General features: G+C 43.4%; 7 protein-coding genes. 5 read left to right on the top strand and 2 right to left on the bottom strand.

Annotated elements, in window-relative coordinates:
- Positions 1-7 precede the first annotated feature (7 nt).
- From EPU_RS11400 to EPU_RS03395, 5 genes are all read left to right on the top strand, one after another.
- Positions 8-1420 carry an ABC transporter substrate-binding protein gene (locus EPU_RS11400; protein WP_052296451.1) on the top strand — a complete coding sequence of 471 codons (1413 nt, stop codon included), beginning with the start codon at positions 8-10 and terminating at the stop codon, positions 1418-1420.
- Positions 1421-1436: 16 nt separating this feature from the next.
- The gene (locus tag EPU_RS03410) at positions 1437-2870 is read left to right on the top strand and encodes an ABC transporter substrate-binding protein (RefSeq protein WP_010166783.1); all 1434 of its coding nucleotides are present in this window, start codon (positions 1437-1439) and stop codon (positions 2868-2870) included.
- A 21-nt stretch (positions 2871-2891) separates the two neighbouring features.
- Positions 2892-5225 (top strand): glycoside hydrolase family 38 N-terminal domain-containing protein, encoded by a 2334-nt coding sequence (locus EPU_RS03405; RefSeq protein WP_029487929.1) that lies wholly within the window; start codon positions 2892-2894, stop codon positions 5223-5225.
- A 15-nt stretch (positions 5226-5240) separates the two neighbouring features.
- On the top strand, positions 5241-6239 hold the full coding sequence (locus EPU_RS11395; RefSeq protein ID WP_010166781.1) for a LacI family DNA-binding transcriptional regulator: 999 nt from the start codon (positions 5241-5243) through the stop codon (positions 6237-6239).
- A gap of 103 nt (positions 6240-6342) precedes the next feature.
- The gene (locus EPU_RS03395; RefSeq protein ID WP_029487928.1) at positions 6343-7275 is read left to right on the top strand and encodes an ADP-ribosylglycohydrolase family protein; all 933 of its coding nucleotides are present in this window, start codon (positions 6343-6345) and stop codon (positions 7273-7275) included.
- Between the two features lie 26 nt (positions 7276-7301).
- Here the strand turns inward: EPU_RS03395 and EPU_RS03390 are convergent, their stop codons facing one another.
- Positions 7302-8774, bottom strand: a complete 1473-nt coding sequence (locus tag EPU_RS03390) for a sulfatase family protein (RefSeq protein WP_029487927.1) — start codon at positions 8772-8774, stop codon at positions 7302-7304.
- Positions 8775-8945: 171 nt separating this feature from the next.
- The gene (locus EPU_RS13885; protein WP_207634959.1) at positions 8946-14210 is read right to left on the bottom strand and encodes a hypothetical protein; all 5265 of its coding nucleotides are present in this window, start codon (positions 14208-14210) and stop codon (positions 8946-8948) included.
- Positions 14211-14260: the final 50 nt, after the last annotated feature.

Here is a 14260-nt window from a genome sequence, read left to right as displayed (position 1 = left end):
CAAAACGATGAAAAAATATCTTTTCGCATGTATGGCACTATCTATGACAATGGTGGGGTGCGCCTCCGCGGCTTCTTCCGATGATGTTATTCTAAAAGCTCATTTTATCGGTGCGCCACCTGCAGATGAACAAATAGTAGAAGATAAGCTTAACGAGTATCTCAAGGCTAATTTTGGTTTTGGCTTAGAGATGGTATTTACAGATTTTGGTGACTTTGACCAAAAATCACAACTGATAATAAATTCTGGCGAAGACTACGATATTATTTTTACTTGTGCCTGGGCAAATGACTACCAGAACAATGCGCTAAAGGGAGCCTTTTTAAACTTAACCCCATATCTTGAGTCGCCAGAGTATCAAGAGCTATACGAAACCATCGATGAAGGGTTTTGGGACGGAGCGCGAGTTAATGGCTCGATATATGCGGTTCCGACGCAAAAAGAAATTGCTCTGATGCCGATGTATCAATTTAACAAGGCATATGTGGAGGCAGCAGATTTTGATTATCAGAATGTAACCAAACTTTCTGATGTGGAACCTTATTTGGAATTTGTGAAAAATACGTATCCAGAAGCATACCCCATGCTAGTATTTGGCGATAGAATATTTGGAGGGACATATGATTATTTGCTAGGCTTTGAGTATCCCCTAGCTGTGGATAATAATGGAAAAGTTGTATATATGTATGATTTACCGGAAGTACGAGAGCATGTCATAACTATGGGAGAGTTTTTTGAGAAGGGTTATGTAAACTTGGATGCGGCAACGCGAACTGGCAGACCTCAGCTTGGCGAAGCGTATGGGCTCGGCTTGGCATCWGGGCAACCTTTTGCTGAAGTTACTTGGAGCCTAGATTCGGGATAYGATATCGTCGCAGCAGAGCTGGCGAAACCAATTGTTACTACTAGCAGTACTCGCGGAGCTATGATGGGTATTAATCAAAACAGCGAACATCCAGAAGAGGCTCTCGATTTGCTTCAAATTATAGCAACTGATTCAGAATTTCATAATCTATTGAATTATGGCATCGAGGGTGTGCATTACGAAAAAATTAGCGATACGCAAATCGAACGCACCGAAGCTGGAMTGGGAAGRTATGCGMTTCCGKCATTTTCATTGGGCAACTTATTTAATACGTATACGCTAAAAGGTGAGCCAGAAAATAAATGGGAAGTATTTCAGCAAGAAAACGATGAAGCATATCGTTCGCCGTTACTGGGATTTGCTGCAAATATATCGGATCTCAAAACCGAGCTTGCAGCAATGAACAACCTTCGCGCWCAATACGAACCGCTTATTCAAACAGGCTCTGTGGATGTCGAAACTTATATAGAAGAATTTAGAACTAAGTTAAACGAAGTTGGTATGCAAAAAGTTATAGATCAAATGCAAGTTCAAGTGGATGATTTTTTGAAATAAAAAGGAGTAGTGTTATATGAAATTGAAAAAATACCTATTAACATTTTTGATAGCATCGATGTCTATTGTTGGCGTAGGATGTAGTAACTCAGATCAGGACAATGATGCCGTAACGTTGAAAGCTCACTTTATTGGAACCCCGCCGGCAGATCAGCAGCTAGTAGAAGATGCCGTAAATGAATACCTTTTGGATAATTTTGGCTTTGGCTTAGAAATCGTATTTACCGACTTTGGAGACTTTAATCAAAAATCAGCAATGATCATAAATACAGGCGAAGAATACGACATTATATTTACTTGCTCATGGGCAAATGATTACCAAGCAAATGTGTTAAAAGGGGCATTTTTGGATTTGAGTCCATATCTTGCGATGCCAGAATATCAAGACTTATACACTACCATCAACGAAGGCTTTTGGGAGGGTGCCAAAGTTAACGGCTCAATATATGCGGTTCCGACGCAAAAGGAAATTGCCATGATGCCAATGTATCAGTTTAACAAGGCATATGTGGAAGCCGCAAATTTCGATTATCAAAATGTAGCTAAATTTTCAGATCTAGATCCATATTTAAAATTCGTAAAAGAAAACTATCCAGATGCGACGCCGCTCTTGCTATCGGACCAAAAGATATATCGAGGCGAGTACGACTATGTATTAGGMTTTGACTACCCGATTGCAGTAGACGCGAACGGAAAAGTTTCATATATGTATGAGCTACCAGATATCAAAGATTATATTGTAACGGTGCGCGACTTTTTCTTGAAGGGATATGTCGATCCCGATGCGGCCACAAGCGACGGAGACATGGGCTCGGAAGCCGAAAACTGGGGCGTAAGTATAGCAGATGGGCAGCCGTTTGCCGAGGTTACTTGGAGCATAGACATTGGCTTCGATGTAGTAACAGCACCTCTGRCTATACCAATTGTTACCACTAGCAGTACTCGCGGAGCTATGCATGGCATTAATATTAATAGCGAGCATCCGAGAGAAGCGCTCGACTTCCTACAGGCATTAAATGTAGATCCGAAGCTGCATAACTTAATTAATTACGGCATCGAGGACGTGCATTATACAAAGGTTAATGATACGCAAATTCTTCGAACAGAGCAAGGATCTTCTAAGTATAGCGTACCATCTTTTGCGCAAGGGAATCTATTTAATACCTATACTCTAGCAGGTGAGCCAGAAAACAAATGGGAAGTTTTTAAGAAAGAAAACGACAGTGCGATACGCTCGAACTTGCTAGGCTTTTCGGTAGATACATCGAACCTCAAAAACGAGATGGCGGCAATAAATAATTTGCGTGTACAATACGAGCCGCTTCTTCGAACTGGTTCGATAGATGCAGAAGAGGGTATACAGGAGTATAAAGATAAGCTAAACCAGATAGGGTTACAAAAAGTGATAGATACCATTCAAACTCAGGTAGATGAATTTCTTAAACAATAATAAAGAAAAGAGGTTTGATTGATGAAAAAAATATATCTCATACACCACTCCCATACAGATATTGGATATACGGACTTGCAAGAGAAGATTATCTATAACCACATTAATTATATCTATAAAGCAATGGACTTGATTTTGGCAGGCTACGAAAACGACACTGAAATGAAGCATTTTAAATGGAATTGCGAATCTTATTTTGCCGTAGAGAGATTTTTGGATGATGCAACAGAGGCGCAACGAGTTCAGTTTTTTGATTTGGTAAAAAAAGGCAATATAGGCTTGTCTGCAACATATCTAAACTTCACCGATTTGGTGGATAAGTATATACTAGATTCCAAGACCAAGCAAATGGTTCAAACTTGTAAAAATTATGATACATCTATTAAAGTAGCCATGAACGCAGATATAAACGGGATTCCATTAGGCGCGTTAGATGTATTTTTGGAGAACGGAATAGAATTTTTATTCACCAACGTCCATTGCCATCATGGCATGTATCCGCTATATAAAAATCAGGTGCCATACTATTGGGAGCGCAACGGCAAAAAGTTACTAGTCTGGAGCGGCGAGCACTACCATCTTAGCAATAGCTTTGGGCTTGTGCCAACTAAACCAGAAAGCGCGGATCTCGTTCAGGTTGAGAAAGCATACGCGGCAATCATGAAATATATAGCTCAATGCGATGCCAATGGATATAAATACGACTTTATTCCGCTATCGATATCGGGAGTATTTAGCGACAACGCGCCTCCTAATGCTATAATAATGGAAATGATCAACGCGTTTAACGCGTATACAAATGAAATTCAGCTCGAAATGCTAACGATTGAAGAGCTCTATAGTAAGATAGCAGATAAGCTGATCGACGTTCCAACATATAGCGGGGACTTAACCGACTGGTGGTCACACGGGGTAGGAAGCACTCCATACGCGGTAAAACATGCCAAAGAGGCCGTTAGAATTCATAGAATTTGCCAAGCCCTGGATACCAGCCGCGAGGTGCTTACCGACCAGAGACTGCAAAACGTCGAGAACAACCTGCTTCTATTTGCAGAGCATACTTGGGGGCATTCATCCACAATTAGTAATCCATACGATACAATGGTCCAAAACCTCGATATCAGAAATATCAGCTACGCATCAAAGGCACACGAAAGCGCATCAGAAAACCTAGTCCGTATACTGCATAAAAAAGGCGACATCTTGCAATATTATGGMAGATCTGGCAAAGTTAAAGCCATTAATCCGTCAAACGAGGAAGTTACACAAGTGGTATCATTCTATATTGAAGTGTGGGGCTTTGGCGATATAAACGTCGTATGCAATGGAGTCAAGATGGTAACKCAAATCGGTGCGCATCCAAGAGGCATCGAAATMAAATTTGTTGACACCTTTGCCGCGCATGAAGAAAAAATTTACACTTAYCAAGAAATCGAGAAAGCTGAACATGCGGTAAACTCAGGAATTGCACACATCGGTTCAGAGCGCATCCAAGATATTGTAAATGAGTACGACCCGATAATTTGTACTTTGCCGTATCAGCTAGAAAACGAGTGGTTTAAAATCAGCTACGAAAGCGGTCTTGGGGTAACATCATTTTATAATAAGGTAGAAAATTGTGARATGCTAGTAGACGGTGCCAAGTTTTTTGAGCCTATCTACGAAGTRAGTGCAACAAACACAAATGCCTATGAGGAGAGACGTCTACTAGGCAGAAACATCCGAGGTTTGCATGCCAAAAAATATCATGGCAGACTAGAGAATATCCAGTTGCTAGCCCATGGCAAAGTATATACAGAAATTGAGCTTACGTATAAATTAGAGGGCACCAAATTTAGCTCGATAATAATCAGAKTCTATCACCAGATTCCTAAAATAGACTTCAAGTATAAAGTCGCAAAGACCCTGGTATTAGATCCCGAAAGCTTATATTTACCGTTAGCGCTAAACATACCGGCTAAAAAAGCATACGTAGATAAAGCCGATGCGACATTTAGACCGGGCGTTGAGCAAATACCAGGAACGTGCATGGAATACTACTTGATCGATAATGGAATAATATACCAAAATCAGCATAGTAGCATATATATTAATACCCTTGATGCTCCTCTTATATATATGGGGCAATTGAAATCGCATCCAATCACGCTGTGTAATAATGAAGAAACAAATAACGATAGACCGATATATTCTTGGATTATGAATAACCTCTGGGAAACTAATTTCAAGATTAATTTATCGGGCATCACCGAGTATTGCTATAGCCTAGGACTTGTGTTAGAYCGAGATATTTCAAAAACGCACGAAGCCATGAAAGATAATGCAATGGGTATYACAACTTTTATTATTGAATAGAAATGGCGCATAATTATGAATGAAAAAAAAGTGATTCTACAAGACATTGCCGATAGATTATCGATTAGTAAAGTAACAGTATCAAAAGCTCTTAGCAATAAAGAAGGTGTCAGTGACGAATTGCGAAAAGTCATACACACAACGGCAAAAGACATGGGATATATGCCTATTAAAAATAAGAATTATGAGAGCGGTAAAATAGCAGTGCTCGTTCGAGAAAGATATCTWCAAAACGATTTATACCAAACTTTCTATATGGATTTTTATCAACAGTTGGTTAGCAAATTAATGCATGCTGATTTTTTGTGCAGCTTAATGCCGGTAAAGCATAGCGAAACGAACATTGATAAAGTTATAGATAATTTGCTTGCCAACAAAATTTCGGACGTAATTATTATGGGGCCATTAAAAGACRTTTTTATCGAGAAGCTGCGCAAAAGTAATTTGAATATACTATTTTTGGATTACTATTTATCTGATCATCCCGAGGCCTGCGTTGCGGTAGATAATTTTTACGGAGCATACGAAATCACCAAATACTTGATCGACAGGGGTCACCGTAAGATAGGATTTGTGGGCACCATCCGCAGCACAGCAAGTATACTCGATAGATATCTTGGCTACCTAAAAGCTTTATACGAAAAGGGACTAAATCCCAGCATTCTTGTAGATGACCGAGATGCGAATGGCAAGGAGAAAAATATATACCTACCAAATGACTTGCCGACAGCCTTTGTATGTAACTGTGGAGAGACGGCTTTTAAAGTTGCCATGGAACTCGAGGCTCAAGACCTTAAAATACCAGCAGATATTTCGATCGTAACATTTGATGATGACAGCTTTTCTAAAATATGTAAACCACCTTTAACCACCATGAAATTTGATATAGAAAGCATGGTCGATAAAGTGATACAGTTAATTACACGAACCCAAGAACAAGAAGAATGCGATGGATTTAGGACTCTTGTCGCCGGAAACATAATAGAGCGCCAATCCGTACGAACTCTTTTCTGATGCCTCCCACAGTGGGAGGCTTTTTTGTTGCGTATAACTCGAGGTTCTAAAATCGCGAATCCATAATATAGTAAAATAGAACAGTAATTTAGGAGTGGAAGGTATGAATACAACTGATTTTACAAATAAAATTATAGGTGCATTTTTGGGCTTTATTGTAGCAGATGCTATGGGGGTTCCAGCAGAATTTACAACAAGACAAGCCAGAGATGAAGATCCGATATTCGAAATGCGTGGCTATGAAGTCTATGATCAGCCTCCTGGGACTTGGTCAGACGATTCTTCGTTGCTCCTATGCTCGATACAAACCATTTCGGAAGGATATTCCATCCAAAAATTAGCACATTACTTTATAGAGTGGTATAGAACAGGATATATGTCCGCTCATGGTGAAATATTTGATATAGGTTTGGCCACACGAATTGCGCTCTCAAATATAATGATGAAAGTTCCGCTTTTGTTATGTGGCGGCGACGATGAATATAGCAATGGCAACGGTGCGTTAATGCGAATACTTCCTTTTGCGTTTGTTTTACGAGACAAGGATTTTTCATATAAACTTGCTTTAATCACAGAAGTCTGTTCTCTCACACATAGGCATCCGCGCTCTATTTTGGCCTGTTTAATATATGTTGARTTTGTTATAAATCTCATATCACTTGACAAATATGCCGCATACGAAAAAACTATGAATTTCATCTCAATAACTAATGTATTTAAAAAAGACTTCAAGTTTTATCACAGGCTGTTTAGCGGTGAAATTTTAGTTGCCGAGCGAGACGAAATCAAGTCTACAGGGTATGTAGTATATAGCCTAGAATCTGCCATATGGAGTTTTATGTCCACCAATAATTATGACCAAGCCATTGTTCGGGCTATCAATTTGGGTGGCGATACCGACACAATTGGTGCGATCACTGGCGGACTTGCTGGTGTTTATTATGGATTTTCTGCCATTCCAAAAGATTGGTTAAGCTATATCGTGGGGCAAGATAAAATCTATACGGTTTGTAAAGATTATCTTGCTATAATATAAATTTCCCCCATTGACAGGGGGAAAACTTACTCTTCATCTTCGGCTTCAGCCTTCAATTTATACATCTCATCTTTTAACTTTACGATTAAATCGGCATACTCGGGGTTGTCGTATACGTTGTTTAATTCGTGAGGATCCTTTTTTAAATCAAACAATTCCCATGCCGCTTCTCGATACTCATCTATAGTACCACTTTTTCCCAATGCCTGCGCGTAATAGTAAATCAGCTTATAGTCGAGGGTGCGAATTCCATAGTGAGACCAGATATTGTGGTGCGCAAGGTGCATCCAGTATCTATAATACATTGCAGTCTGAATTGCCGGTGCGTTTTCGTCTTCTAATATTCGCCTAAACGATTTTCCTTGCATATCATCTGGAATCGGCACTCCCGCAAAGTCTAGAAATGTTTCGGCAAAATCTAAATTAAGAATCATCTTATCGCTAACTCGCCCCGCTTTGATCGCGCGCGGATATTTAATTACAAACGGCATCCTCAAAGATTCCTCATACATAAATCTCTTGTCATACCACCCGTGATCTCCCAAGAAAAATCCCTGGTCAGAAGTATAGACTACAATCGTATCTTCCGCAATGCCCTCTTCGTTCAGGCAATCTAGCAGCTGCCCGATTCCATCGTCTACGCTGGCAACGCATCGTAAATAGTCTTTGATATATCGTTGGTATTTGAAATTTTTRAGCTCRGCATAGCTACTAAAACTAACTGGYACACCCGTTTCTTCCGGAGTCAGCGTATATCCCTCTAACGAATCTGGTGGCGGAATTTTGTCCATAGGTCTTTTAGTCGGAGGAGGGACAAGTTTTAAATCTCGATACATAAAATCGTTATCRATTCKCATTTCTGCTTCACGAGCCGCGTCGCAACGGGTGGCGTAGTCATCGTCAAAAGTTTCGGGTTGCAGTATTTCTTCATCTTTATATAGATCAGCATATTTGGCACTCACGGTCCACGGTCTATGCGGCGCTTTGTGGTGGCACATCAACATAAAAGGCTTACTTTTGTCGCGATCCTTAATAAAGTTAAGAGACATATCAGTAATAATATCTGTGGCGTAGCCTTTAAAAATTTTATCCTCGCCCTGCTCTCTCATCTTAGGGTCAAAATACTCGCCCTGTCCGTGAAGAACACAATAATAGTCAAATCCAGTAGGGTCCGCATATCCTCCCTCCCCAAGATGCCACTTACCAATTATGCCGGTTTGGTATCCCGCTTTTTGTAGCAACTTAGGAAACGTCTGCTGTCTACCATCAAATTCGTCATTTAGCGTAATTACCCCATTAAGATGGCTGTGTTTTCCAGTAAGAATGACAGCTCTACTGGGTGCACAAATGGAGTTCGTACAAAAACAATTATCAAATCTCATTCCTTCATTGGCAATGCGGTCCATATTGGGCGTCACATTGATCTTGCTACCATAACAGCTCATCGAGTGAGACGCATGGTCATCAGTCATTATAAAAACGATATTAGGTTGGTTCACAATTATATTTCCTTTCCGGGGATATTAAAGGCGTCTAATAATGATGACACCTCATTATATCATTTGTCAGAATTCATAATTTTATGCTAATTATTTTGTTTTAGCGACCACTGAAATTATGACCGCCTCCATTGCCCAAGCCATTCCAAAAGCCAAAGTAATCTCCGTTGCTTATACATATCCTACAACCAATTTACCATCCTTAGTCCTGCCTATTAGCTTGGCAACGAAATCGCATGGGTCAGCGGTTAAGTAGGTATCTCCAGCGAACGTTACAACGGTGCCCTCGGCATGTTTTCGAATAGCAATAGCCCTAGCACCTTTACCAAAATTTACCGCTTTTGCTGCACCGAATATAAAAGATTCCATTATAAAATCATTAATATCAGTGGTCTTAGTTGCAATGGCGGTGATTTCGTCTTCGAACGCATAAGCGTCACCTTCAATCGCCTTAGCCGATGCATCACTTCCGATCACATTATCCGATGCGTCACTTCCGATCACATTAGCCGATGAATCACTTTCGACCGCGTTATCCGATGCGTCACTTCCGATCACATTATCCGATGAGTCACTTCCGATCACATTAGCAGATGCATCACTTCCGATCACATTAGCCGATGCGTCACCTTCGATAGCGTGAGCCGATGCGTCACGTTCGACCGCGTTAGCCGATGCGTCACGTCCGACCGCGTTAGCCGATGAGTCACTTCCGACTGCGTTAGCCGATGAGTCACTTCCGACCGCGTTAGCCGATGCATCACTTCCGATCGCGTTAGCCGATGCATCACTTCCTATCACATTAGCCGATGCATCACTTCCTATCACATTAGCCGATGCATCACTTCCGATCACATTAGCAGATGCATCACGTCCGACCGCGTTATCCGATGAGTCACGTCCGACCGCGTTAGCCGATGAGTCACTTCCGACCGCGTTATCCGATGCGTCACGTCCGACCGCGTTATCCGATGAGTCACTTCCGATCACATTAGCCGATGAGTCACTTCCGACCGTGTTATCCGATGAATCACTTCTGATCACATTAGCCGATGCGTCACGTCCGACCGCGTTATCCGATGAGTCACTTCCGATCACATTATCCGATGCGTCACGTCCGACCGCGTTATCCGATGCATCACTTCCGATCACATTAGCCGATGAGTCACTTCTGATCACATTAGCAGATGAGTCACTTCCGACCGCGTTAGCCGATGCATTACTTTCGATCACATTAGCCGATGAGTCACTTCCGACCGCGTTAGCAGGTTCATAAGCTACATTTGCATCAGAAAAGGCTTTGAACAACTCATGTAGGGCTTGACTTACGAGTTCCATTGCCTGGTCGTCGGTAATACGAGTAGAACTTTTGATCGTATTAGCAGATTCGTCGACATGGATTATATTGGAAGATTCATCGACATTGATAGTGTTATCAGATACGTCATCGTTGATCGCATTAGCCGATGCGTCGCCTTTGATAGCGTGAGTCGATACGTCGCCTTTGATAGCGTGAGCCGATACGTCGCCTTCGATAGCGTTAGCCGATGAGTCACTTCTGATCACATTAGCCGATGCATCACTTCTGGCCGCGTTAGCCGATGCGTCACGTCCGACCGTGTTAGCCGATGAGTCACTTCCGACCGCATTAGCCGATGAGTCACTTCTGATCACATTAGCAGATGCATCACTTCCGATCACATTAGCCGATGAGTCACTTCTGATCACATGAGCCGATGCATCACTTCTGACCGCGTTAGCCGATGAGTCACTTCCGATCACATTAGCCGATGCATCACTTCCGACCGCGTTAGCAGGTTCATAAGCTACATTTGCATCAGAAAAGGCTTTGAACAACTCATGTAGGGCTTGACTTGCGAGTTCCATTGCCTGGTCGTCGGTAATACGAGTAGAACTTTTGATCGTATTAGCCGATTCGTCGACATGGATTATATTGGAAGATCCATCGACATTGATCGTGTTATCAGATACGTCATCGTTGATCGCATTAGCCGATGCGTCATCTTCGATAGCGTGAGCTGATGCGTCACCTTCAATCGCGTGAGCCGATACGTCGCCTTCGAACGCGTGAGCCGATGAGTGGCCTTCGATCACATTAGCCGATGAGTCACCTTCGAACGCGTTAGCCGATACGTCGCCGTTAATCGCATTAGCTGATGCATCACTTCCGATCACATTAGCCGATGAGTCACTTCCGATCACATTAGCCGATGAGTCACTTCCGATCACATTATCCGATGAGTCACTTTCGATCACATTATCCGATGCGTCACTTCCGATCACATTAGCCGATGAGTCACTTCCGATCACATTAGCCGATGCGTCACGTCCGACCGCGTTATCCGATGAGTCACTTCCGATCACATTAGCCGATGAGTCACTTCCGATCACATTAGTCGATGCGTCACGTCCGACCGCGTTAGCCGATGAATCACTTCCGATCACATTAGCCGATGCATCACTTCCGACCGCATTAGCAGATGCATCACTTCCGATCACATTATCCGATGCATCACTTCCGACCGCGTTAGCCGATGAGTCACTTTCGACCGCGTTATCCGATGCGTCACTTCCGACCGCGTTATCCGATGAGTCACTTCCGATCACATTAGCCGATGAGTCACTTCCGATCACATTAGCCGATGAGTCACTTCCGATCACATTAGCCGATGAGTCACTTCCGATCACATTAGCCGATGAGTCACTTCCGATCACATTAGCCGATGAGTCACTTCCGATCACATTAGCCGATGAGTCACTTCCGATCACATTAGCCGATGAGTCACTTCCGATCACATTAGCCGATGAGTCACTTCCGATCACATTAGCCGATGAGTCACTTCCGATCACATTAGCCGATGAGTCACTTCCGACCGCGTTAGCCGATGCGTCACTTCCGACCGCGTTAGCAGATGCATCACTTCCGATCACATTAGCCGATGAGTCACTTCCGATCACATTAGCAGATGCATCACTTCCGACCGCGTTATCCGATGAGTCACTTCCGATCACATTAGCAGATGCATCACTTCCGACCACATTAGCCGATGCGTCACGTCCGACCGCGTTAGCCGATGACTCACTTCCGATCACATTAGCCGATGAGTCACCTTCGAACGCGTTAGCCGATGCGTCATTTTCGATAGCGTGAGCCGATTCGGCATCTTTGATAGCGTGAGCCGATGCGTCATCTTTGATCGCATTAGCCGATGAGTCACTTCCGACCGCGTTAGCCGATACGTCATCTTTGATAGCGTGAGCCGATGCGTCATCTTTGATCGTATTAGCAGAATCGTCATCTTTGATAGCGTGAGCCGATGCGTCACCTTCGATCGTATTAGCAGATACGTCGCCTTCGATAGCGTGAGCCGATGAGTCATCTTCGATAGCGTGAGCAGATACGTCGCCGTTGATCGCATTAGCCGATGAGTCGTTTTCGATAGCGTGAGCAGATTCGGCATCGTTGATCGTATTAGCCGATGCATCATCTTTGATAGCGTGAGTCGATGCGTCACCTTCGATTGCGTTATCCGATGCGTCACGTCCGACCGCGTTAGCCGATGAGTCATCGTTGATCGTATTAGCCGATGCGTCATCTTCGATAGCGTGAGCCGATACGTCGCCGTTGATCGCATTAGCTGATTCATCGACATGGATTATATTGGAAGATCCATCGACATTGATCGTGTTATCAGATACGTCATCGTTGATCGTATTATCCGATGAGTCACTTCCGATCACATTAGCCGATGAGTCACTTTCGATCGTATTAGCAGATACGTCGCCTTCGATTGCGTGAGCCGATACGTCGCCTTTGATAGCGTGAGCCGATCCGTCATCTTTGATCGTATTAGCAGATGAGTCGTTTTCGATAGCGTGAGCCGATACGTCATCGTTGATCGTGTGAGCAGAATCGTCGCCTTTGATAGCGTGAGCCGATACGTCATCGTTGGTCGTATTAGCAGATGAGTCGTTTTCGATAGCGTGAGCCGATCCGTCATCGTTGGTCGTATTAGCAGATGAGTCGTTTTCGATAGCGTGAGCCGATACGTCATCGTTGATCGTATTAGCCGATGTGTCATCGTTGATCGTGTGAGCAGAATTGTCGCCTTTGATAGCGTGAGCTGATGCGTCATCTTTGATAGCGTTAGCCGATACGGCATCGTTGATCGTGTGAGCCGATGCATCATCTTCGATCGTATTAGCAGATTTGTCGTCGTTGATCGTATTAGCCGATGAGTCACCTTCGAACGCGTTAGCCGATACGTCATCGTTGATCGCATTAGCCGATGAGTCGTTTTCGATAGCGTTAGCCGATGAGTCACCTTCGAACGCGTTAGCCGATCCGTCATCTTTGATCGTATTAGCCGATTCGTCATCGTTGATCGCATTAGCAGAATCGTCGCCTTTGATAGCGTGAGCCGATGCATCATCTTCGATAGCGTTAGCCGATGAGTCACCTTCGAACGCGTTAGCCGGTGCGTCATCTTCGATCGTATTAGCAGATGAGTCGTTTTCGATAGCGTTAGCCGATGAGTCACTTCCGACCGCGTTAGCCGATGCGTCACCTTCAATCGCGTGAGCCGATCCGTCATCGTTGATAGCGTGAGCCGATGCGTCATCGTTGATCGTATTAGCCGATACGTCGCCTTCGAACGCGTGAGTCGATGAGTGGCCTTCGATCGTATTAGCAGAATCGTCGCCTTTGATAGCGTGAGCTGATGCGTCATCTTTGATAGCGTTAGCCGATGTGTCATCGTTGATAGCATTAGCCGGTGCGTTATCTTTGATTTCTGTTGCCGCAAGCTCGGGAGAGTCAGTTTCTACTAACGTATCTTCATCTAATATGAGGATTTCTGTTTCGCTGAGGCGTCTTAGCCTGCGAGGGATTATTAATGGCAAAATTTGGTTTTTAGAGCTATGATTGTCGTTCGGATAGTCATTGGCTTTGTTGATGTCGATCACGGCCATTGACAGGTGCGTGGCTCTGCCGTATTTGTCTACTAGCACGTTGGGGCGCTCTATCTTATGCCATAATGTTCGTACACCGTTTTCATATACTGTGGATGTCGATGTGTATGCGAAGCCGTCTTCGTAGAACCAGTTGATCCCATCTGCAGATCGCAAGTATATGGCCCTAAAATCGATAAATCCATTTATTATCATATGGTATTGCAGCTCGTCTTTCCACATTACGGGATCTTCGTATACAGACTTGCGATACCGTTCGGGCACTGTTGTGTTCTCTTGGATTGTGCCTGTTAGCACTTCGTAGGGCCCCAAAATTCCTGAAGTGCTTTTGATCATATTGCCAGCTTTGCTAACAAAGAGCAAGGACCCGTCTTCTAGCTCAACTCCCGATAGATTTCTTTCGTATCGATATGCGCGCTGCGAGTCGTTGTGGTTTACTTTCATTTCGCCTTCGTATTTCCAAGGACCACTAATGGATTTGGAGCTTAGAAGGA

Source organism: Candidatus Epulonipiscium viviparus (genome assembly GCF_000171335.1).
Lineage (GTDB): Bacteria > Bacillota > Clostridia > Lachnospirales > Cellulosilyticaceae > Epulonipiscioides > Epulonipiscioides viviparus.
Note: the sequence above shows the minus strand (reverse complement) of the source record. Positions and strands in the feature narration are given on the sequence as shown.